This window comes from Nocardioides sp. CFH 31398 (genome assembly GCF_022436705.1).
Taxonomy (GTDB): Bacteria; Actinomycetota; Actinomycetes; order Propionibacteriales; family Nocardioidaceae; genus Nocardioides.
Map to the genome: position 1 here is coordinate 139328 of NZ_JAKUHT010000008.1, position 18899 is coordinate 158226.

Consider the following 18899-nt stretch of genomic DNA (forward strand, 5'->3'; position numbering starts at 1 on the left):
CGGCCGGCCCCCCCTGCCCGCGCGAGAGTCCCACGGCCCGCTGTTTTCGGGGTTTGAGAGGGTGACGCCATGACTCAGCGGACCCTGGCGGGCATCGTCGCCGTGCCGCTGCTCGTCGCGCTCTGGGTCCTGGCGCTCGTGCTGCCGACCCCGGTGGTCACCAACCGACCCGGCGTGACCGTCGACGTCCTCGCCGCCCCGGACGACCGGGAGACCATCCAGGTCCAGGGCGCCCGCACCTACCGCGACGACGGCCAGCTCCGGCTGACGACGGTCTACGTCACCCAGCCGGGGGCGCGGGTCAACCTGTTCGAGGCGATGGCCGCCTGGATCGACCCGAGCGACGCCGTCCTGCCGTACGACGCGGTCTACGCGCCCGAGGAGTCGCGCCAGGACTCCGAGGCGGAGTCCGCGGCGCAGATGGTCTCCTCCCAGGACACCGCGATCGCCGCCGCCCTCACCGAGCTCGACTACGACGTCACCGAGGACGTCGAGGTGCTCGCCGTCACCGCCGACACCCCGGCCGACGGCAAGCTGGCCGCCGAGGACCAGCTGCTCGAGGTGGACGGCGAGGAGATCACCTCCCCGCAGGACGTCGTCGACGCGGTCACCGCCGCGGGTGCCGGCGACCCCGTCGAGTTCGTCGTCCGCCGCCAGGGCGAGCGGCGCACCGTCGAGGTGACGCCCGCCGAGGTCGACGGCGAGCCGCGCATCGGCATCCTCCCGGGCATCGGCTACGAGTTCCCGATCGACGTCAGCATCGAGATCCCGGACTCCATCGGCGGTCCCAGCGCCGGGCTCATGTTCTCGCTGGGCATCCTCGACACGCTCACCCCCGGCTCGCTGACCGGCGGGAGCACCATCGCCGGGACCGGCACGATCACCGCCGAGGGCGAGGTCGGCCCGATCGGCGGCATCCAGCAGAAGATCGTCGCGGCCGAGGCCGACGGGGCCGAGCTGTTCCTCGTGCCGCCCGGCAACTGCGCCGACGCCCTCGAGACGGACGTCGACGACATCCGTCTCGTTCGCGCCGACACCCTCGCGGACGCCCGCGACGCCCTCGAGTCCTGGGTCGACGACCCGGACGCCGACCTCCCCTCCTGCGAGGACGCCACGTGACCGACCACCGTCCCGAGCACCACCCCGACCACGACGGCGATCACGTCGTCGACCCCGACCTCGTCGGCGACGACCTCGAGACGGACCCCGCCCTCGCGGCGGCGGTCCTCGAGATCGAGGGCCACGTCGCCGACGGCGGCTGGGACCAGTCCGGCCGCCTCTTCGCGCTGGTCGAGACCGCCCGCCTCGTCGAGCGCGAGCCGTCGCTCGCGGCGCACGCCGGGCTGGACGACGCCAGCGCCGCCGGGTCGCTGACGCCGATCGAGCAGGACCAGCTGCCGCAGGAGCGCCCGCTGGAGGAGATGCTCGCCGAGATGGCGTGGCCCGACGAGGTGTCCGGCTGCGTCGCCGTCGTCGAGCGGCTGGTGCTGCCGCCCGGCGCCGACGGGGAGCTGCCGGAGGACCCGGCCGAGGCGGAGGCCTTCGCCCGCGCCCACCCCGACCGGCAGGAGGTCCGCATGGTCGCGGGCGTCACCCGGGCCGGGGCGACCTACTGCGCGCTGCGACTGCGCGCCCACGACGACGACCAGTCCGTGGTCACGGGGTCCGACCTCGTGCCCGGGCTCGTGGAGCTCGTGCGCTCCACCCTGGACGACCGAACCGACGAGGAGCAGGCCCCGTGAGTGACATGTTCGACGACGAGCCGGGCAGGCCGCAGCGCGGCGGCCGCGGCACCGTGACCGCCGGACCCAGCGGGCGCAGCAAGGCGCTGCTGATCACCGGCGCCGTGCTCCTGGTGGCCTTCCTCGTCCTGACCGGCCTGTCGTCGTTCTGGACCGAGCGCCTGTGGTTCGTGTCGGTCGACTACGGCTCGGTCTTCACGACGCTGCTCGTCACCCGGATCGTGCTGTTCGCGGTCTTCGGCCTCCTGATGGCGCTCGTCGTGGCGCTCAACATGTGGCTGGCCTACCGCTACCGGCCGACGTTCCGACCGCCGTCCCCCGAGCAGACAAGCCTGGAGCGCTACCGGGAGGCCGTGGCCCCGATGCGCAAGTGGCTCGTGCTCGGGATCGCGCTGCTGATGGGTGCGTTCGCCGGCACCTCGGGCGCCGGCCAGTGGCGCAACTACCTGCTGTGGCGCAACGGTGGGTCCTTCGACCGCTCCGACCCCTACTTCGACCTCGACGCCGGCTTCTACGTCTTCGACCTGCCCGCCTACCACTACGTCGTCGACTTCACGATGGCCGCCGCGGTGGTCGGGCTGATGGCCGCGGCCGTCGTCCACTACCTGTACGGCGGGATCCGCCTGCAGCCCGGCGCCGACCGGCTCTCCGGCGCCGCCCAGGTGCAGCTGTCGGTGCTGCTCGGCGTGTTCGTCCTCGCCAAGGGCGTGGACTACTGGATCGACCGCTACGACCTGCTCACCGACGGCAGCGGCCTCATCACCGGCATGACCTACACGGCGGAGAACGCCGAGCTGCCGGCCAAGGAGATCCTCGCCGCCATCGCCGTGATCTGCGCCGTCCTGTTCTTCGTCAACGTCTGGCGCCGCACCTGGATCCTGCCCGGTGTCGGCCTCGGCCTGTTGTTGCTCTCGGCGATCCTGCTCGGCCTCGTCTGGCCCGGCCTCGTCCAGCGCTTCCAGGTGCTGCCGACCGAGGCGGACCGCGAGGAGCCCTACATCCAGGCCAACATCGACGCCACCCGCGACGCCTACCAGCTCGAGGACACGGTCGTGGAGCCGTACTCGCCGGAGCTGGACCCTGATGAGGAGCCGCTGGCGGCCGCGGCCCTGGGCGCCGAGGGCATCCGCCTCGTCGACCCCGCCGTCGTCCCCCCGACCTTCGAGCAGAGCCAGCAGGTGCGCGGCTACTACAGCGTGCCGCCCGTGCTCGACGTCGACCGCTATCCCGTCAACGGCGTGGAGCGCGACATGGTGCTCGGCGTCCGCGAGCTCAACCAGAGCGGAATCAGCGAGGGCAGCCAGAACTGGCAGAACCTCCACACCGTCTACACCCACGGGTACGGCGTCATCGCCGCCTTCGGCAACCAGCGCCCGGCCAGCAACGACGAGGCCGTGATCGGCGCCTCGGGCGACGGTCTCGCCTTCGCCGAGCAGGACCTGCCCCCGCGGGGCGAGCTGACCGACCAGAGCCCGGACGGTTACGAGGGCCGGATCTACTTCGGCGAGAACTCCCCGTCGTACTCGATCGTCGGCAAGGCGTCCGAGGACGCCCAGGACGTCGAGCTCGACCTTCCGAGCGGCACGGAGAGCGAGGACGGCTCCGACGCCACCAACACCTACGACGGCGCGGACGGCGTCTCGGTCGGCAACCTGTTCAACCAGCTGCTGTACGCCGTGAAGTTCGGCGAGCCGAACATCGTGCTGTCCGGCCGGGTCAACGACAACTCGAAGATCCTGTACGACCGCGACCCCGCGCTGCGCGTGGAGAAGGTCGCGCCGTGGCTGACCGTGGACTCCGACCCGTTCCCCGCCGTGATCGACGGCCGGGTGCAGTGGATCCTCGACGGCTACACCCTCACCGACCGCTTCCCGCAGTCGGAGAAGGAGTCGTTCGACGAGATGACGGACGACTCGCTGGCGAACGACAACCAGTTCCAGACGCTGCCGACCGACGAGGTCAACTACATCCGCAACGCGGTGAAGGCCACGGTCGACGCGTACGACGGCACGGTGACGCTCTACGCGTGGGACGAGTCCGACCCCATGCTGCAGGCCTGGATGGGCGCCTTCCCCGGCACCGTGCAGCCGAGGTCCGAGATCTCCGACGAGCTGCTCGACCACCTGCGCTACCCGGAGGACATGTTCAAGGCGCAGCGCTACCAGCTCGCGCCGTACCACGTGACCGACGCCAGCGACTTCTACGAGGCGAACGACCGATGGGAGGTCCCGGCGGACCCGAACGACGGCCGCTTCCTGCAGCCGCCGTACCGCCTCTCGCTCCCGCAGGGCGGCGGTCGGGACGACGTGTTCTCCCTGACCTCGGTCTACACGCCGGTCAACCGCGAGAACCTCGCCTCGTTCGTCTCCGTGGACGCGGACGCGGCCGACGACAACTACGGCACGATCCGGATCCGCCGCCTGCCGTCGACCAGCCAGGTCCCGGGCCCCGCGCAGATCGCGAACGCGATCGGCTCGGACACCGGTGTCACCGAGCTCACGCTGCCGCTCGAGAACAGCGGCGCCACGGTGGTCCGGGGCAACCTGCTTACCATCCCGGTCGCGGGGCAGCTGCTGTACGTCCAGCCGATCTACGCGCTGCGGTCCGCCGGTGAGGGCAACTTTCCCGTGCTGCGCTACGTCGCGGTGTCCTTCGGGCAGGACCGCGTGGGTGTCGGCGAGACCCTCGGCGAGGCGTTGTACGACGTGCTCGGGCTCGAGGGCCCGCCGCCGGACACGGAGGACGACCCGGGCGGTACCGACGGCGGCGGTGAGGAGCAGCAGGGCAACGCCGGTGGCGGTGGCGAGCCGACGGGCACGGTCGATGAGCAGATCCGTGACCTGCTCGACCAGGCCGACCAGGCCTTCAGCGACGCCCAGGACGCGCTGGACGCCGGTGACCTCCAGGGCTACCAGGAGGCCAACGACCAGGCCCAGAGCCTGATCGAGCAGGCCATCGAGCTCTCGGAGGGCCAGCCTTCCGGCGGTGCGGGCGGCGACACCGCCGGCGGGTCCGGCCAGAACTAGGGACGACGACGAGGGGGTCCGGGCCCCCAGCCCCGAACCCCACGACGATATGAGGGTGTCGAGAGGGGAGCGACCACCTCGGCGAGCGACCCGTCGTCCCCGACGTTGCCGGCGAACACGACGTACGGCACCCCGCGGCCGGGGCCGTCGACCGGCTCCCAGAGCGACACGAGACCGGGCAGCATCGGCCCGCGGACGACGGCGCGTCGCATGCCGAGGCCGCGGGCGGCGACGTCCGACGACGTGATGCCGCCCTTGGCGACCACGAAGCGCGGGGTCGCGCGCTCGAGGAGCCGGGCGACGACGGCGGCCACGGCGTCCGAGACCTGCCGGGCGATGCGCAGGGAGTCGTCGGGGTCGGTGCCGCGGACGAGGTCGCGGCTGGTGCCGAGGACGACGTCGCCGTCCGCGAGCGCCGCCGCGGTGGCCCCGACGACCTCGTCGAGGTGCTGCGAGGCGTCGTCGCCGAGGACGCGCTCGACCTCGAGCTCGACCGTGGCCGGGCTGCGTCGTGCGTGCAGGACGTCGAGCTGGCGGGTCGTCAGGGCGACGTGCGACCCGACGACGACGAGGCCACCGGTCTGCGGGGAGGGCGACCCGCGGCCGGAGCCGCGCAGGTCGTCGACCTCGGCGGCGGTCAGGGGTTCGCGGACGTCGTGACCGAGGAGCGCCCGCGGGAACGGTGGGCCGACACGGCACACGAAGCGGCGGCCGCGGCCCTCGGCCGCGAGCAGGCCGAGCGCGAGCGCGGAGAGGTCGGACTCCTCGACGGCGTCGGCGACGACGTACCGCCAGCCGGTGACGTCGGCGAGCAGGTCGGCGAGGTCCTCGGTGGACCCGCGGACGGTGTCGAGGGTCAGGCGGACGACGGAGTCGGCGGCGATGCGGCCACCGGACTTCTCCTCGAGCCACTCGGCGAGGTCGGAGCTGCGGTAGCCGAAGGTGGCGTCCCGGGCGAACTCGGACTCGCCCACCGGCGAGTAGTCACCGTCGGCGTTGCGCAGGTGGTGCACCGAGTCGACGGTGACGCGGCCGGCCGCACCGAAGGCGGGCACGAGGAGGACACCGTCGACCCCCACACCGGCGGCCGCGAGCTCGTCGATCACGGTGTCGGGCTCGAGGGGCACGTGCCCGCGGAGCGTCGAGTCGCCGCGGCTGACGACGTCCACGTCGACCCCGACCCGGCGGGCGGCCTCCAGGGCGGCGCGCACGACCTCGCGGTTGCGGGCCTCGGCGTCGGCGGGGGAGAGGGAGCGCGAGTTGGTCATGACGTAGACGCCGCCGGCACCGGTCGCGAGCGCCCACTCCAGGTCGTCGGCCGACCAGGACACGAGGACGGGCAGGTCGGACACGGACTGCGTGCCGGTGGGGTCGTCGTCCAGGACGACGAGCGGCCGCGCGCCCGACCCCCGGGCGGCACGGACGTCCGCCGGCGTCACCCGGGTGGGGGCGGGAGCGCCGCCGATCAGGGACTCCAGCGAGTAGGGCATTCGACCTCCGTCGCGGTGAGGCTACCGAGGCCGGACCCCGATTTGAGGCTGTGGAAGCCCTGGCGTAGTGTTCTGTTCACCGACGCGGGGTGGAGCAGCTCGGTAGCTCGCTGGGCTCATAACCCAGAGGTCGCAGGTTCAAATCCTGCCCCCGCTACCACGTGCGAACCGCCGCCGGAACTCTTCCGGCGGCGGTTTCGTCATTCTTGAGCGACATGCTTGGCTTTGGCCCGTGACGCAGATGATCGAGGCCGACTACCTGGTGGTCGGGGCCGGTGCGATGGGGATGGGCTTCACGGACGCGCTCGTCGAGCACGACCCGGACGCCCGCGTGGTGATGGTGGACCGCCGGGACGGCCCCGGGGGCCACTGGCGCGCGGCGTACCCCTTCGTGCGGCTGCACCAGGCGTCGCAGTTCTACGGCGTGCAGTCGACCGTGCTCGGCGGCCGGGTGCAGGAGTCCGGCCCGGAGGCGGGCCTGCACGAGCGGGCGGACCGGGCGACGATCCTGGCCTACTACGACGACGTGCTCGCCGCCCTGCGGGCGACCGGCCGGGTCGAGCTGCTCACCGGTCACGAGGTCGAGGGCCGCACCGTCGTCGAGCGGGAGACCGGCCGGCGGTTCGGGCTCCCGCAGCACTGCCGCGTCGTCGACGCGCGCTACCTCGCCCCCGAGGTGCCCTCCGAGGTGCCGCCGCGGTTCGCGGTCGACGGTGCCCGCGTGGTGCCGGTGGGGGACCTGCCGGGCGTGGACGACGACCCCAGCCGGTACGTCGTGGTCGGCTCCGGCAAGACCGCCACCGACGCGATCGTCTGGCTCACCGACACCGAGGTCGGCCGCGGGATCGACCCCGGGCGCATCACGTGGGTGCGCCCGCGCGACCCCTGGATGCTGGACCGCGCCGTCATCCAGCCCGACCCCGTCGTCTACCTCGGCATGGTCGCCGACATGATGCGCGTGGCCAGCGGGGCGGACGACCTCGACCGACTCTTCCTCGATCTCGAGGACGCCGGGATCATGATGCGCCTCGACCCCGCCGTGACACCGACGATGGCCAAGGCCCCGACCCTGGGCCGGTGGGAGCTCGAGCGCCTGCGGCAGGTCGAGGACGTCGTCCGGCTCGGCCACGTGGTCAGTGCCGGGCGCGGGCGCCTCGAGCTGCGGGACGGCTCGGTCGCCACCGCCCCTGACGCCCTGGTGGTGAACTGCGCCGCCGACGGGCTGAGGAACCGGAGGCTCGTGCCGATCTGGGGGGAGGAGGCCATCACGCTGCAGCCCATCCGTGCGGGCTTCCCCTGCTTCGCGGCCGGGCTCGCGGGCTACGTCGAGGCCACCCGCGACGACGACGCCACCAAGAACCGGTTGTGCCCGCCGTCCTCGTTCGGCAACTCGCTGACCGACTGGGCGGCGATGCAGGTGCGCGGCTTCCGCGCCAGCGCCTCCTTCAACGCCGAGCCCGACATCAAGGCCTGGGCCGACCGTGTCGCCATCAACCCCTCCCGGGTCCCGCCCGGACACCCCGGCTCGCCCGAGCTCGACGCCGCCCTGGAGCAGGTGGCGACGCACGTGGGTCCGGGGCTCGAGCGCCTCGCGCGGCTCAGCGGCGAGACGGCGTCCTGAGCCCGGCCCGTCCGCGGCCTGACCTGCGAAGACGGACGTCGGAGCCTGCTGACACATCGCCCCCCCACGCGGTAAGTTGCACACCACACCTGCATGATCCAGGTCACTTGGATGTGAGGCACGGATGCCCGGCACGGACGATCTCAGCCTCGGGATCCCCGGAGTGGGGCCGGTCAGACCCGGGACGCACTTCTGCGCGCTGTACTCGGGACCCGCCGAGCGGGACCGGTTGTTGTTCCCCTTCCTCGAGGAGGGGCTGCGGCACGGGGACAAGTGCCTGTGCCTGATCGACGACGTCGAGCCGGCCCTGGTCCGCGACCGCGTGCTCGGCCAGCCGGGCCCGGGGTACGCCGAGCGGTCGGCGCAGCTGGACGTCGAGCGCGCGTCGGACGTGTACCTGCGTTCGGGGGAGTTCACGGTCGCCGACATGACCGACTTCCTCTCCGAGAGCGTCGACAGCGCGATGGAGGACGAGTTCGACCTGCTGCGTGCGGCCGGCGAGATGTCCTGGGTGCTGCCCGGACCGCCGGGCCGGGACGAGCTGTTCAGCTACGAGTCGGGGCTCAACCACCTCGTCGAGGAGGTGCCGGCCATCCTGATCTGCCTCTTCGACCTGCAGAAGTTCGGGGCCGACATGCTCGTCGAGGTCCTCCGCACCCACCCCAAGGTCCTGCTCGACCGCACCGTGATCGACAACCCGCACTACGTACCGCCCCAGCGCTACCGACGCCCTGCGCCCACGCCCACCCCCACGGCCCGCGAGGTGGAGGTCGACAGGGAGCGCATGGACGCCAGGTGGCACTCGCTCACCGGCGCCGAGCTGAGGGTCGCCTCGTGCGTCGCCCGGGGGATGACCAACCGCGCCATCGCCGAGGAGCTCATCGTCTCCCGGCACACGGTCGACGCCCACCTCAAGCACGTCTTCGTGAAGCTCGAGATCCACTCGCGCGTCGAGCTGGCCGTCCAGGCGATGCAGCGCGGCCTCGCCCGGGCGTAGGAGGCGCCGCGGAGCAGCCCGCGGCACACCCGTTCACGGGATGCGGGGCGTCGGCGCCGCGGACGAGCATGACCGGACGGGAGCGCCCCGAGTCGCGACGACACCGACGTCCGTCCGTGGCGGTCCCCCGACCCAAGGAGTCCACGCATGGTCACCAAAGCTCTTCTCGTCCGTCTCGAGGCGCTCCCCGGCAAGGAGGCCGAGCTCGCCGAGTTCCTCACCGGGGCACGGTCCATCGTCATGGAGGAGCCCGGCACGGTCGCCTGGTTCGCCCTGCGGCTCGGCCCCACGACCTTCGGCGTGTTCGACGTCTTCCCGGACGACGCGGCGCGGGACGCGCACCTCGCCGGTGGTGTCGGTCAGGCGCTGGGTCCCAGCACCGGCGTCCTGTTCTCCGAGCCGCAGGTGGAGAAGATCGACCTGATCGCCGACAAGCTGCCCGGGTAGTCGGTCCGGCCGGTCCCGGCCGGCGGGGATCACTCGTCGGCCAGGCGCTGCCGCCTCTCCTCCTCGCGCTTCGAGTAGGCGGCGGCGCGGATCGCCTCGTCGGTGTCCAGGCCGGAGCCGAGCCCACCGCCGACGGTCGCCGCCGACGCCACGAACCACGCCAGTGCGCACAGGTCGCCGTAGCCGACCGACGAGCCGAGGAAGCCGCCCATGACGTCCGGGTCGAGGACGAAGACCGCCCACGCCAGGTTCACGAGGAAGAGCACGGCGTAGCAGATCGTCACCCCGGTCGTCAGGGTCACCACCGTGGAGGCGTTGTACAGACGTGTTCTCCTCCGTGCCGGCGCGGAGCCGTCCTCGGGACGGTCCCACAGGTCCGCGTCGACCACGAGCCAGCCCACGACCAGGCCGATGGAGACGACCGTCGCCACGACGAGGCGCCACCACGACAGCGAGTCCGCCAGCAGCCAGACGGTGGAGTTGACGGTGGCGACGGCCCCGGTGGCCAGCGCCGCCACCAGCGCCGACTTCATGCCGGGGACCAGCAGCCACGGGCGGTTGGCCAGCACCATGCCGAGCAGCAGCCGCCCGCGTCCCCGCAGGGGCGGCAGGAGGACGCGGCGCTCGTCGCCGTCGCTCGACGAGTCCGCCATGCCGGCGACCAGCGAGCGCACCACCGCGGTGGCACGCGACCGCATGCGGAAGCCGCCCAGCGCGGGGAGCGACAGCACCGCCACCCGCTGCTCGGCGTCGGTCTGCACCAGCAGGTGGCGGCCCTCACAATCGTGGAGCGGCAGCTCGGTCAGGCCGACGACGAGGTCCCAGTCCTGGTCGCGGGCACGCTCCTGGAGCCGACCCACCGCGGCGTCACCGTCCTCGGACCCGGTGGTGAAGGGCTCGCTCTCGACGTCCACGTCCCACGAGTCGCCGGCCTCGGGCGCGTCCAGGTCGGTCATCGTGCGAGCGATGACGGTGGGCGCGGCCGGTTCTGCGACCAGGCCGATGCGTAGCGTCCTCATGAGGGGATGGCACCCCAGGTCGCCGGGTCGCCACCAGTGGCAGAACGGCCGATGGCGCCGCCGTCCACCGAGCCGGGAGGGTGGTCCACAGTGCGCCGGCGGCGCTCGTGCGAGCCGGGTGCCCGGAGCGAGGACCGGAGGGCGGCCAGCATGGTGGCATGGACACCGGAGAGTGAGCCGACCGGTGGCGTCGGCGGGTCGGTGACCCTCGTCGAGGGGGCGTCGTTCTGCCTCTGCGCCCCGGGGGGAGACCTGGGCGAGGTCGAGCCCCGTGGCCTGTTCTTCCGCGACACGCGGATCCTGTCGCGCTGGGACCTGCGGGTCGACGGCCAGGCTCCCGAGCACCTCGCGGTCATGACCCCGGAGGCCTACCGGGGGGTCTTCCTCGGACGCCAGGCCCGTCGGGCGGGGCGCACCGACACGCACCTGGTCGTCGAGCGCGACCGCCGGGTGGGCAACGGCATGCGGGAGGACCTGGCCATCAGCAACCCCGGCTCCGAGCCCGCAGCCTGCACGGTGACGATCACCGTCGAGTCCGACTTCGCCGACCTCTTCGACGTGAAGGCCGGGAGGGTGCGAGCACGAGGTGACCGTCGGGCCGGTGCCCACGTCGACCGGCTCGAGCTCGACCAGCACTGGCGCGGTCATCACCGGGGCGCGCTCGTCGCGGCACCGGGCGGGTCGGTCGAGGCGGCCTCGTACGCCGGGCACAGCGCCGGCACGGTCCGTTTCGAGGTCGTGGTGCCCGCTCGTGGCCGCTGGACGACCTCGATCCTCGTGCAGCCGGTCGTCGACGGGGCCGGGGTCGAGCCGTTCTTCCCCCTGGGCGCGCCGCCGGAGGAGTCCGTGCCCGCTCGTCGCCGCCGCCGCTGGCAGCGGACGACGCCGATCGCGACAACAGGGCACGAGGGTCTGCAGAAGGTCCTCCGCCAGAGCCAGCGGGACCTGGGGGCACTGCGCATCTTCGACCCCCAGGACCCGTCGCTGGTCGCCGTCGCCGCGGGGTCGCCGTGGTTCATGGCGCTGTTCGGTCGCGACTCGCTGCTCACCGCCTACATGGCGCTCCCGGTCGACCGCAGCCTGGCCCTGGGTACGCTGCGCACCCTCGCGCGCCACCAGGGCCGGCGCACCGACCCCCTCACCGAGGAGGAACCGGGCCGGATCCTGCACGAGGTCCGGACCGGGGTGGAGTCGGGCCTGCCGTCCACCGGCGACACGGTCTACTACGGCACCGCGGACGCCACCCCGCTGTTCGTCGTCGTGCTGGGGGAGCTGGCCCGGTGGGGCGCACACCCCGACGAGATCGCCGCTCTCCTCCCGCACGCCGACCGGGCGCTCGAGTGGGTGCGACGCCGGGGGGCGGAGCAGGGCGACGGGTTCGTCGCCTACCAGCGGACCACCGACAGGGGGCTGGCGAACCAGGGGTGGAAGGACTCCTGGGACGGCGTCACCTTCGCCGACGGCCGTCCCGCGGAGGCTCCCCTCGCCCTCTGCGAGGTCCAGGGCTACGTCTACGACGCCTACCGCACCCGGGCCACCCTGGCCCGCACGATGGGGGACGAGGCGGCCGGCCGTGCGTGGGACGACCGCGCGGCGACGTTCAAGCGGGCGTTCAACGCGCGCTACTGGGTCCCCGAGCGGGGATGGTTCGCCCTCGCGCTCGACCGGGAGGGTCGCCAGGTCGACTCCTGCGCCTCCAACATGGGTCACTGCCTGTGGAGCGGCGTCGTGGACGACGACAAGGCGGCCGCGGTGGCGGCGCACCTGCTCTCCCCGGAGATGTTCAGCGGGTGGGGCGTGCGCACGCTGAGCAGCGCGATGGGCGCCTACGACCCGGTCAGCTACCACAACGGGTCGGTCTGGCCCCACGACAACGCCCTGGTCGTCGCCGGTCTCGTGCGCTACGGGTTCGTCGACGAGGCCCGGAGGGTCGCCGTGGGGCTGCTCGAGGCGGCCCAGCACTTCGACGGGCGGATGCCGGAGCTCTTCAGCGGCTTCGACCGCGACGAGTTCGCCGTCCCGATCCCCTACCCGACCTCGTGCTCGCCGCAGGCGTGGGCGGCGGCCGCACCCGTCCACCTGGTTCGCAGCCTGCTGCGGTTCCACCCGCAGCTGCCGGACGGCGAGCTGTGGGTGGACCCCGTGCTGCCACCGTCGTTCGTCCCGCTGCACATCGAGGGCGTCTCCCTCGGCGACGTGCGCGTCGACCTCGACGTGAGCTCCGACGCGGTCAGCGTGCTCCGGGCGCCCGACGACGTCGTGGTGCGTCAGGCGGTCCGGCCGGGCCACGGGCCGGCGTCGTCCTGCTGAGCCCGCGGAGCGACGCGACGTCCTGAGCGAGGCCCGGCACGGCCCGGTGCGACGTCCGCGGCCAGGGCCTCGTAGAGGCGGAGGTGGGCGTCGACCATCCGCTCGGTGCTGAACCGGCGGGCCACCGCCGACCTGCAGCGTGAGCGGTCGAGGTAGGAGGCGTCGAGGAGCGCGGCCGCGAGGGCGGCGGGACGGTCGCGCAGCAGACCGGTGACGCCGTCGTCCACGATCTCCGGCGCCGACCCCACCGGGGTGGCCACGACCGGCGTGCCCGCCGCCAGGGCCTCGATCATCACCAGGCCGAACGGTTCCGCCCACTGCATGGGGTTCAGGAGCGCGAAGGAGTCGCCGAGCAGCTGCAGCTTCTCGGCGGGCCCCAGCTCGCCGACGTACTCGACGTCAGAGCACAGCAGCGGTCTGACCTCCGCGTCGAAGTACTCCCGTTCCGCGCGCTCGCGCAGCTTGGCGGCCATGAGGAGCGGGACGCCGGCGGCCCGGGCGACGAGGGCCGCCTCGCGCGGCCCCTTCTCCGGGGACATCCGGCCCAGGAAGCTCGCGTACCCGCCGGTGCCGGCCCCGGGTGGGACCACGTCCACGTCCAGCCCGTGGTGGATCACCGCCGCCACCGGGACCCCCACCGCGGTGCTCGCCTGGTGGTGGGAGACGGCGACGACCGAGGCCCCTCGCATCGCCCGGTAGACGGGGGCGAGGGTGGCGTCGAAGGGTCCGTGGGCCGTCGTCACGAGCGGAGGCCTCGACAGCGCACGGGCGAGGAGCGGTCCGACCAGGGTGTGGTCGTGCACGACGTCGACGTCGCGCATCGCCAGGTGGCTCCTGAGGGCGTGGGCGAGCTCGGTCGCGGAGTCCGAGCACACCGGGGCCGTCGCGGTCGCCTCGACGCACCCCGGCACCCGAGGGACCGGGCACGTGCTGTTCCCCGCCGCCGCCAGGAGCACCTCGTGACCGGCACCCACCAGGCCTCGGGCCAGCCTGTCGATGACGGACTCGGTCCCCCCGTAGGCGGGAGGGGGGACGGGGACGGCTGGCGGGGCGACGAGACCGATGCGCATGGAGATGCCTCCTGGGTGGGTGCCGGCGCCGCTGGGGTCCGGAGGTGGCCATGCCAGCAGTCCCGTGGCAGCACCAGCCATCGGCAGATCGACCACCGCGGGACCCCGCCGTCCGCCGAGGTCGTGACTCAGGTGCTGTGCGCGGGGGCGCGGGGGGGCCCGGTCGGGGCGGCCACGGACGACGGCACGTAGAGGCCCTCGCGCTCGGCCCTCACCGCTGCGGTCGTCCTCGTCCCCGCAGCCAGCTTGACGAGCACGTGCTCGACGTGCGCCGCGGCCGTCCGGGGTGCCACGACGAGGGCTCGGGCGATCTCCTGGTTCGAGCACCCGTGGACCATCAGGCCGAGCACCTCCAGCTCGCGCGGGGTGAGTCCGTGCAGACCCGGTGACGGCGAGACCAGGACCACGCCGGCCAGGAAGGCGGGGGCGTCCTCGGGGGCCGCCACGACGGTGACGCGTGCGTGGCCGTCGGGGGCGGAGGAGCCCCCCAGGGGCCACAGGAAGGACGAGTGGAACAACCCGTCGTCCAGTCGTCCCCGAGCCTCGGCCAGCACGGGCGAGCCGTCCTCCAGCAGGTGGTCACCGGGGAGCCCGGGGAGTGGCTCGACCGACCCGTCGCCGTGCAACAGGGTCCCGGCGGTCGTCCCGGGGACCAGACGCGTGGTGGCCAGGAGCCCGGGCATCGGGTCCATCCCGAGGGCCAGCACCGGTGCGAGCCCCGCCAGTCGGCGGCGGACGGTCCGCGGGGGCGGGGACGGGCTGCGGAACAGCAGCACCAGGAGGCCGACGCGACCACCGACCCGCACGAAGAGCCCCAGGGTGAGGGACTCCTGGAACCCGGCCGGGGTCAGGCAGTCGACCCAGGTCGGGGTCGCCGAGGCGCCGGGGTCGTCGGAGTGGCAGACCGGCGGGCCGTCCCGGTCGGCCCCGGCCTCCGCGACGTCGCGCGCCGCCGCAGGTCCGCCCAGGAACTCCCGCACGTCGTGCGACAGGTCGAGCTCGGCCAACGACAGGTAGACGCCCCCGCGGGCGTCCGCGGACGCCAGCCAGGCCGCGTCGAAGGGCACGGTGGACCGCAGCGCCGTCAGCAGCGCCAGGCCGCGCACGGGCGCCGCGTCGGCGGAGGCGGCGATACGTCCGAGCGTCGTGGCGAGCGCCTCACCCACGGTGGTGGGCCACCGTCGCCCGTCGTCTCCGGCCGGTGTCCGTCTCGCAACCCGTCATGGTGGCCCCCTTCGTGCTTCGTCGAGCGTGCGGTCCCGGTGCCGGACCGGGAGCGCGTCCCCCCCGGGCACCCCGCCGGCGAGGTGCGTGCCGGCGATCGAGGGCGGGCTGGCCGGCTCGTCGAGAAGCCTCCGGCCGGATCCCGCCTCCGCTGCTCATCGTCGCGCTGCCGACACCGGGTCCGCATCCCGTGCAGTGGTGTCCGCGGACGCCGCCGCGCACCACGGCCTCCCGTGACCAGGGGGGAGGGGGACCCGGGCGTCGTGCGCCGGGCCGGAGCGAGACCCCGACCGCCGCGCTGCGTGAGGGGCGGCCAGGGTCTCGACCTCATCTCGCACGACGACCGGCACGACCCCGCGGCGCCGGTGCGTCGCCCGTGCCCCCATCGAAGGGGGCCGGGCCGCCGCCGTCCATCGGCAACCTGACCGATGCTCGGGTGCGTCCGCCGGCCCGTGGCGCCGGTATCGGCAGGTCTGCCGATACCGGCCGCCGCGTCGTCTCCCTTGAATGGACGGACCGCCCGCACGGGTGGTCAGCAGCTCCGACGAAGGGACCAGCATGAAGGCAGTGGTGTACGAGGGGCCGCGTCAGGTCAGCGTCACGGACGTGCCGGACGCGCGGATCGAACGTCCGACCGACGTCCTGGTGCAGATCACCTCGACGAACATCTGCGGGTCGGACCTGCACATGTACGAGGGCCGCACCGACTTCGAGCCAGGACGGTGGTTCGGGCACGAGAACCTCGGACGGGTGGTCGAGGTCGGGGACGCCGTCGAGAAGGTGCAGGTCGGGGAGTACGTCGTCCTGCCGTTCAACGTCGCGTGCGGGTACTGCAAGAACTGCGAGCGTCAGCTCACCAACTACTGCCTCACCGCCCAGCCGGAGCCGTCGATGGCCGGCGCGGCCTACGGCTTCGCCGACATGGGACCGTGGGCGGGGGGTCAGGCCGAGCTGCTGCGGGTGCCCTGGGGTGACTTCAACTGCCTGCGGCTGGGCGAGGACGCCGAGGAGCGGCAGACCGACTACGTCATGCTCTCCGACATCTTCCCGACCGGCTACCACGCCACCGAGATGGCGGGGGTCAAGCCCGGGGACCAGACGGTGATCTACGGCGCCGGCCCGGTGGGGCTGATGGCCGCACTGTCGGCGACGATCCGCGGCGCGGGGAAGGTGATGGTGGTCGACCGTCACTCCGACCGGCTCGCGCTGGCGGAGTCGATCGGGGCGATCGCGATCGACGACTCCCAGGTCGACCCGGTCGAGGCCGTGCTGGAGCAGACGATGGGTCTGGGTGCGGACAACGGGTGCGAGTGCGTGGGCTACCAGGCCCACGACCCGGGAGGTCAGGAGCAGGCCAACCTGACGATGAACCGGCTGGTCGCCTCGGTGCGCTTCACGGGGAAGATCGGGACCGTCGGCGTGTTCGTGCCCCAGGACCCCGGCGCCACCGACGAGCTGGCCCAGCAGGGCAAGCTGGCGTTCGACTTCGGGATGTTCTGGTTCAAGGGCCAGCACATCGGCTCGGGGCAGGCGCCGGTCAAGAAGTACAACCGGCAGCTGCGCGACCTCGTCGCGGGCGGGAAGGCGCAGCCGTCGTTCATCGTGAGCCACGAGCTGCCCCTCGACCAGGCCCCGGAGGCCTACCAGCGGTTCGACGCCCGTGACGACGGGTGGACCAAGGTCGTCCTGCACCCGTCGACCGGAGGGGCGTGACATGGCCGCGGACCTGACCGGCTCGCGAGTGGCGATCCTCGCGACGGACGGTGTGGAACGGGTCGAGCTCGACGAGCCCCGACGGGCCCTCGAGGCGGCCGGGGCGTCGACGGTGCTCGTCTCGCTCCGGTCGGGCGAGATCGCGGCCCGCGACCACGACCTGGAGGACGCCGGCACGTTCACCGTCGACGCTCTCGTCGACGAGGTCGCGGTGGAGGACTACGAGGCCCTCCTGCTGCCCGGAGGGACCGTGAACCCGGACACCCTGCGCACGCACGCCGGCGCCGTCCGCTTCGTCGGCGACTTCGTGCGGTCCGGCAAGCCCGTCGCGACGATCTGTCACGGCCCCTGGACCCTGGTCGAGGCGGACGTGGCCCGGGGCCGCCGGCTGACGTCGTGGCCCAGCGTGCGCACCGACCTGCGCAACGCGGGCGCGGAGGTCGTCGACGAGGAGGTCGTGACGGACGGGAACCTGACCTCGAGCAGGTCCCCCGACGACCTCCCGGCGTTCTGCGAGCGCATCGTGGACGAGTTCGCGTCCGCCGAGCGCGGCACCGGGCCGGGGCGGTCGCGATGACCGACCCCCCCACGCGCCTGCTCCGGGCCGGCGGGGACCTCCTGCGCCGGCTCGCCGAGCCCCAGGAGCTCCGGCCCGGCGGCTCGCACGCAGGTCGGCACTGTGCCTCCGGCTGGCTGAGCGTCACCGTCCTCTGCGAGCCGGACGACGTCCGCGAGGACGCGCTGCCCGGTCCCCTCGCGATCCTGGTCGACCGCATCGAGGTGCGGGTCCGACCCGCGCCCGCCGACAAGGGCACCGAGCTCTCGGTCAGGTTCCGAGACCGGCCGCCGCGGGCGTCGCTGCCGCGGCGCCTGGTCGGGGACGACCCAGAGGCCGAGCTGCGGTCGGCCCTGCGCCGCTCGAAGCAGCTGATCGAGGTCGGGGAGGTCCTCGTGGTCGACCCGGCGCCGCACGGCCAGCGACCCGCGACCCCGACCGGCATGGTGGTCGAGTCGTGGACACGAGCGGCTCCCGGGGGAGGCGTCCGATGAGGGCGGTGACCTGGCGTGGGGTCAACGAGATCGGGGTGGAGGACGTCCCGGAGCCCACCATCCTCAACGGCCACGACGTCATCCTCGAGGTCGGGCTCAGCGCGACCTGCGGCTCCGACCTGCACCTGGTGGGCGGCTACGTGCCGACCATGCGGGCCGGCGACGTGCTCGGGCACGAGTTCATGGGCACCGTCGTCGAGGTCGGTGCGGCCGTGACCCGGCACGCGGTCGGTGACCGGGTCGTCGTGGTCTCCTTCACCAGCTGCGGGAAGTGCTGGTACTGCCGGCAGGAGCTCTACTCGCTGTGCGACAACGGCAACGCCAACCCGGGGATCACCGAGGCGCTGTGGGGCCAGGCCATCGGCGGGTGCTACGGCTACTCCCACGCCCTCGGCGGCTGGGCGGGCAGCCACGCCCGGTACATCCGGGTGCCGTACGCCGACCAGGGGGCCTTCGCCATCCCGGACGGGGTCTCCGACGAACGCGCGCTCTTCGCGTCCGACGCGGCTCCCACGGGCTGGACGGGCGCCGACCTGGCCGGCGTCGCCCCGGGTGACGTGGTGGCGGTCTGGGGAGCGGGAGGCGTGGGCCAGATGGCCGCGCGGGCCGCGATGCTGAAGGGAGCCGAGCGGGTCGTCGTCATCGACCGGCTCGCCGAGCGGCTGGGCCAGGTGGAGACGCACATCGGCGCCGAGACGCTCGACTACTCGAAGGTCGACGTCCCCGGGGAGCTCAGGGAGCTCAGCGGGGGACGCGGTCCCGACGTGTGCATCGAGGCGGTGGGGATGGAGGCGCACGGTCTCGGACCGTCCTACCTCTACGACCAGGTCAAGCAGCAGCTCCGCCTGCAGACGGACCGGCCCACCGCCGTCCGGGAGGCGATCTACGCCTGCCGCAAGGGAGGGACCGTGTTCACCCTCGGGGTCTTCGCCGGACTCGTGGACAAGTTCCCGCTCGGGGCGGTGATGAACAAGGGGCTGACCCTCCGCGGCGCCCAGCAGCACGGCCATCGCTACGTGCCCGAGATCCTCGAGCGCATGAGCCGTGACGAGGTGCGGACCGAGCACCTGGCGACGCACGTGATGTCCCTGGAGGACGGGCCCGCCGGCTACCGCATGTTCAAGGGCAAGGACGACGGATGCGTCCGCGCCGTGTTCCGGCCCGGTGACTGACCCGCAAACGCGCCCACC

Annotated in this window: 15 protein-coding genes and 1 tRNA gene; 12 read left to right on the forward strand and 4 right to left on the reverse strand. The window is 73.2% G+C overall.

Translation table 11 applies throughout. The features are described 5' to 3' along the window. Nucleotides 1–69 precede the first annotated feature (69 nt). The 3 genes from MJ876_RS08285 to MJ876_RS08295 are packed head-to-tail and all read left to right on the forward strand — an operon-like array spanning nucleotide 70 to nucleotide 4768. Nucleotides 70–1119 (forward strand): PDZ domain-containing protein, encoded by a 1050-nt coding sequence (locus MJ876_RS08285; RefSeq protein ID WP_240235791.1) that lies wholly within the window; start codon nucleotides 70–72, stop codon nucleotides 1117–1119. After that, nucleotides 1116–1742, forward strand: a complete 627-nt coding sequence (locus MJ876_RS08290) for a PPA1309 family protein (protein WP_240235792.1) — start codon at nucleotides 1116–1118, stop codon at nucleotides 1740–1742. The genes MJ876_RS08285 and MJ876_RS08290 overlap by 4 nt, the downstream gene beginning before the upstream one ends. A 5-nt stretch (nucleotides 1743–1747) precedes the next feature. Then, the gene (locus MJ876_RS08295; protein WP_240235905.1) at nucleotides 1748–4768 is read left to right on the forward strand and encodes a UPF0182 family protein; all 3021 of its coding nucleotides are present in this window, start codon (nucleotides 1748–1750) and stop codon (nucleotides 4766–4768) included. On the opposite strand, the gene MJ876_RS08300 is transcribed toward MJ876_RS08295, so the two are convergent. After that, nucleotides 4765–6258, reverse strand: coding sequence for a four-carbon acid sugar kinase family protein (locus tag MJ876_RS08300; protein WP_240235793.1), 1494 nt, complete (start codon nucleotides 6256–6258; stop codon nucleotides 4765–4767). The two genes, MJ876_RS08295 and MJ876_RS08300, sit on opposite strands and share 4 nt — an antisense overlap. 83 nt (nucleotides 6259–6341) lie before the next feature. On the opposite strand from MJ876_RS08300, the gene MJ876_RS08305 reads away from it, so the two are divergent. From MJ876_RS08305 to MJ876_RS08320, 4 genes are all read left to right on the forward strand, one after another. Continuing rightward, nucleotides 6342–6418 (forward strand) — tRNA-Met (locus MJ876_RS08305). A gap of 81 nt (nucleotides 6419–6499) precedes the next feature. After that, nucleotides 6500–7879, forward strand: coding sequence for an NAD(P)-binding protein (locus MJ876_RS08310; protein WP_240235906.1), 1380 nt, complete (start codon nucleotides 6500–6502; stop codon nucleotides 7877–7879). Nucleotides 7880–8003: 124 nt separating this feature from the next. Then, entirely contained in the window at nucleotides 8004–8876 is an 873-nt protein-coding gene (locus MJ876_RS08315; RefSeq protein ID WP_240235794.1) for an MEDS domain-containing protein, read from the forward strand. A gap of 147 nt (nucleotides 8877–9023) precedes the next feature. Continuing rightward, nucleotides 9024–9323 carry a putative quinol monooxygenase gene (locus MJ876_RS08320; RefSeq protein WP_240235795.1) on the forward strand — a complete coding sequence of 100 codons (300 nt, stop codon included), beginning with the start codon at nucleotides 9024–9026 and terminating at the stop codon, nucleotides 9321–9323. Between the two features lie 29 nt (nucleotides 9324–9352). Here MJ876_RS08320 and MJ876_RS08325 read toward each other — a convergent pair whose 3' ends face one another. Further along, a complete protein-coding gene (locus tag MJ876_RS08325; protein ID WP_240235796.1) occupies nucleotides 9353–10342 on the reverse strand; it encodes a hypothetical protein in 990 nt (329 codons plus the stop codon). A gap of 150 nt (nucleotides 10343–10492) precedes the next feature. Between MJ876_RS08325 and MJ876_RS08330 the strand changes: the two genes are divergently transcribed. Continuing rightward, nucleotides 10493–12652, forward strand: a complete 2160-nt coding sequence (locus MJ876_RS08330; protein WP_240235797.1) for a glycogen debranching N-terminal domain-containing protein — start codon at nucleotides 10493–10495, stop codon at nucleotides 12650–12652. On the opposite strand, the gene MJ876_RS08335 is transcribed toward MJ876_RS08330, so the two are convergent. Together MJ876_RS08335 and MJ876_RS22165 are read right to left on the reverse strand one after the other, a co-directional pair. Next, nucleotides 12610–13803 (reverse strand): glycosyltransferase family 4 protein, encoded by a 1194-nt coding sequence (locus MJ876_RS08335; protein WP_308192579.1) that lies wholly within the window; start codon nucleotides 13801–13803, stop codon nucleotides 12610–12612. The two genes, MJ876_RS08330 and MJ876_RS08335, sit on opposite strands and share 43 nt — an antisense overlap. Nucleotides 13804–13850: 47 nt before the next feature. After that, a complete protein-coding gene (locus MJ876_RS22165) occupies nucleotides 13851–14888 on the reverse strand; it encodes a response regulator transcription factor (RefSeq protein WP_240235799.1) in 1038 nt (345 codons plus the stop codon). 616 nt (nucleotides 14889–15504) lie between these two features. On the opposite strand from MJ876_RS22165, the gene MJ876_RS08345 reads away from it, so the two are divergent. Genes MJ876_RS08345 through MJ876_RS08360 form a run of 4 tightly spaced genes read left to right on the forward strand, consistent with a single transcriptional unit; the run spans nucleotide 15505 to nucleotide 18881 of the window. Beyond that, nucleotides 15505–16659, forward strand: a complete 1155-nt coding sequence (locus tag MJ876_RS08345; protein ID WP_240235800.1) for a glutathione-independent formaldehyde dehydrogenase — start codon at nucleotides 15505–15507, stop codon at nucleotides 16657–16659. 1 nt (nucleotide 16660) lies between these two features. Next, the gene (locus MJ876_RS08350; RefSeq protein ID WP_240235801.1) at nucleotides 16661–17236 is read left to right on the forward strand and encodes a type 1 glutamine amidotransferase domain-containing protein; all 576 of its coding nucleotides are present in this window, start codon (nucleotides 16661–16663) and stop codon (nucleotides 17234–17236) included. Continuing rightward, the gene (locus MJ876_RS08355; protein WP_240235802.1) at nucleotides 17233–17709 is read left to right on the forward strand and encodes a hypothetical protein; all 477 of its coding nucleotides are present in this window, start codon (nucleotides 17233–17235) and stop codon (nucleotides 17707–17709) included. Before MJ876_RS08350 ends, MJ876_RS08355 begins: the two co-directional genes overlap by 4 nt. Beyond that, a complete protein-coding gene (locus MJ876_RS08360) occupies nucleotides 17706–18881 on the forward strand; it encodes a zinc-dependent alcohol dehydrogenase (RefSeq protein WP_240235803.1) in 1176 nt (391 codons plus the stop codon). The genes MJ876_RS08355 and MJ876_RS08360 overlap by 4 nt, the downstream gene beginning before the upstream one ends. The last annotated feature ends 18 nt before the right edge of the window (nucleotides 18882–18899 follow it).

Coding starts and splice junctions, on each gene's coding strand:
- MJ876_RS08285 (WP_240235791.1), top strand. CDS start 70: ATGACTCAGCGGACCCTGGCGGGCATCGTCGCCGTGCCGCTGCTCGTC.
- MJ876_RS08295 (WP_240235905.1), top strand. CDS start 1,748: ATGTTCGACGACGAGCCGGGCAGGCCGCAGCGCGGCGGCCGCGGCACC.
- MJ876_RS08300 (WP_240235793.1), bottom strand. CDS start 6,258: ATGCCCTACTCGCTGGAGTCCCTGATCGGCGGCGCTCCCGCCCCCACC.
- MJ876_RS08310 (WP_240235906.1), top strand. CDS start 6,500: ATGATCGAGGCCGACTACCTGGTGGTCGGGGCCGGTGCGATGGGGATG.
- MJ876_RS08315 (WP_240235794.1), top strand. CDS start 8,004: ATGCCCGGCACGGACGATCTCAGCCTCGGGATCCCCGGAGTGGGGCCG.
- MJ876_RS08320 (WP_240235795.1), top strand. CDS start 9,024: ATGGTCACCAAAGCTCTTCTCGTCCGTCTCGAGGCGCTCCCCGGCAAG.
- MJ876_RS08325 (WP_240235796.1), bottom strand. CDS start 10,342: ATGAGGACGCTACGCATCGGCCTGGTCGCAGAACCGGCCGCGCCCACC.
- MJ876_RS08330 (WP_240235797.1), top strand. CDS start 10,493: ATGGTGGCATGGACACCGGAGAGTGAGCCGACCGGTGGCGTCGGCGGG.
- MJ876_RS08335 (WP_308192579.1), bottom strand. CDS start 13,803: ATGGCTGGTGCTGCCACGGGACTGCTGGCATGGCCACCTCCGGACCCC.
- MJ876_RS08345 (WP_240235800.1), top strand. CDS start 15,505: ATGAAGGCAGTGGTGTACGAGGGGCCGCGTCAGGTCAGCGTCACGGAC.
- MJ876_RS08350 (WP_240235801.1), top strand. CDS start 16,661: ATGGCCGCGGACCTGACCGGCTCGCGAGTGGCGATCCTCGCGACGGAC.
- MJ876_RS08355 (WP_240235802.1), top strand. CDS start 17,233: ATGACCGACCCCCCCACGCGCCTGCTCCGGGCCGGCGGGGACCTCCTG.
- MJ876_RS08360 (WP_240235803.1), top strand. CDS start 17,706: ATGAGGGCGGTGACCTGGCGTGGGGTCAACGAGATCGGGGTGGAGGAC.